We start from the raw sequence: 1325 nt of genomic DNA, 5'->3' as shown, positions 1-1325 counted from the left end.
TGGCGCCCCAGGTTCCACGCCTGTAAGGCGGTCTGCGCCGGGGCGGTGGACCCGTATCCGTCGACCAGCGCCCGTATGGCGGTGGTGAGCCCGGCCAGGTCCTGCGCGGTGCGGGTGCGTCCGGAGGACGCTCTCACCAGACGTCCTGCTGCGACAAGCCCGGCAACCGCCGTGAGCCTGCGCCGATCAACGCCCATGCGCGACTCCAGGTGTTCGCTTTACACCTCCAGTGTCCGACGCTGTTCCGGTCATGTCGATGGCCCGGTTGTGTCGCCGGTCCAGCCGTGTCGATGCCTCTCACTCCCCCGTCGTGTCTGCGGTGGACGACGATGCAGCCCCGGTTCCGAGCTCCCGGGTTCCCGAGCTCCCGGCTGTCGCGTGGCGCGCGGAACCCTGATCACGGCAAAATGTGATCATTTCGGTTTCGGTTGCCGGCGGATTGCCGCCGGTCGAGAATTATCGGACCTATGGCTGTCACGCCGTTCGACCGGCCGGTCGCGGAGAAAGCGGCCGTGCCTGTCCGGGCCTGAATAAGCGGTATGGAGACGTCGAGGCCGCACGAAATCTCGACCCACGGGTCTCGCGCAGCGAGTTCTCCGGTTCCTACGATCCCGACAGAGCCGACAAATCGCCGACGATCAAAATCTTGTGCACACTGCTGCCCCGACGTCCGGTGAGGTGCCGGTAGCCAGCTACGACATCGCGACAGCCCCCGGTGACGCGAGTCCGCTCAACACCTGCTGCGCCGGAGAAGCATGGCAGTCAGCCGTCTTCTCCTGCTGCTGTGCAGGCACGTGACGGCCGGGATGGGAGTTGATCGTCGTTTTCCGGGTGTCTACCGGCGCCGTCGGGAGAACCAGCGCCGTGATTCGCGTGCTTCCTCCTGCGGCTGCGGTGGCCTATGCGGCTGCGGTGGAGGTGACGGTGGCCCCTGCGGTGGCGGCGGTGACGGCAGCGGGCTGTGGGGGAGATGATCAAGACCGGGGATGGGCGTGGCCGGGTCGAGTGGCTGGTAGGCGGGGTCGAGGTCGGCGAGTTCGTCGAGTTCGAACCGGCGGAGTTTGACAGCCCACCACAGCAGAGAACGGCTGTCGCCCCCGGAGGTCTTGTACGTCCCATCGGGTAGGACGGTGGCCCAGTCGCCCTGGGAGAGGGGGTGCAGAGCCGCGAGCAGGCACCCGGTAGCGGTCTGCCACAGCCGTACCGTGCCGTCGTTGCTGCCGGTGGCGAGAGTGGTGCCGTCGGGGAGAACGCCACCGACCGTACCCGGGCGGGAGCCGGGGCCAGCCGGCATCGGGTCCGTGCGAACAGGAGAACGTCGAGGC

At 67.9% G+C, this 1325-nt stretch carries 2 protein-coding genes; both read right to left on the bottom strand.

Annotated features, from left to right (window positions below; all coding sequences use genetic code 11):
- Nucleotides 1-197: hypothetical protein (locus DD1DGNOD_RS27310; RefSeq protein WP_165036894.1), on the bottom strand; the 197-nt coding region annotated here is incomplete at its 3' end.
- A 638-nt stretch (nucleotides 198-835) separates the two neighbouring features.
- Nucleotides 836-1325 (bottom strand): WD40 repeat domain-containing protein (locus DD1DGNOD_RS27305; protein WP_430827840.1); only part of this gene is annotated, 490 nt, incomplete at its 5' end.

It is taken from the genome of Candidatus Protofrankia californiensis (assembly GCF_900634765.1).
In the GTDB taxonomy this organism is placed as follows: Bacteria; Actinomycetota; Actinomycetes; order Frankiales; family Frankiaceae; genus Protofrankia; species Protofrankia californiensis.
The sequence above is the reverse complement of the archived record's forward strand: the minus strand, read 5'-3'. Positions and strand labels throughout refer to the sequence as shown.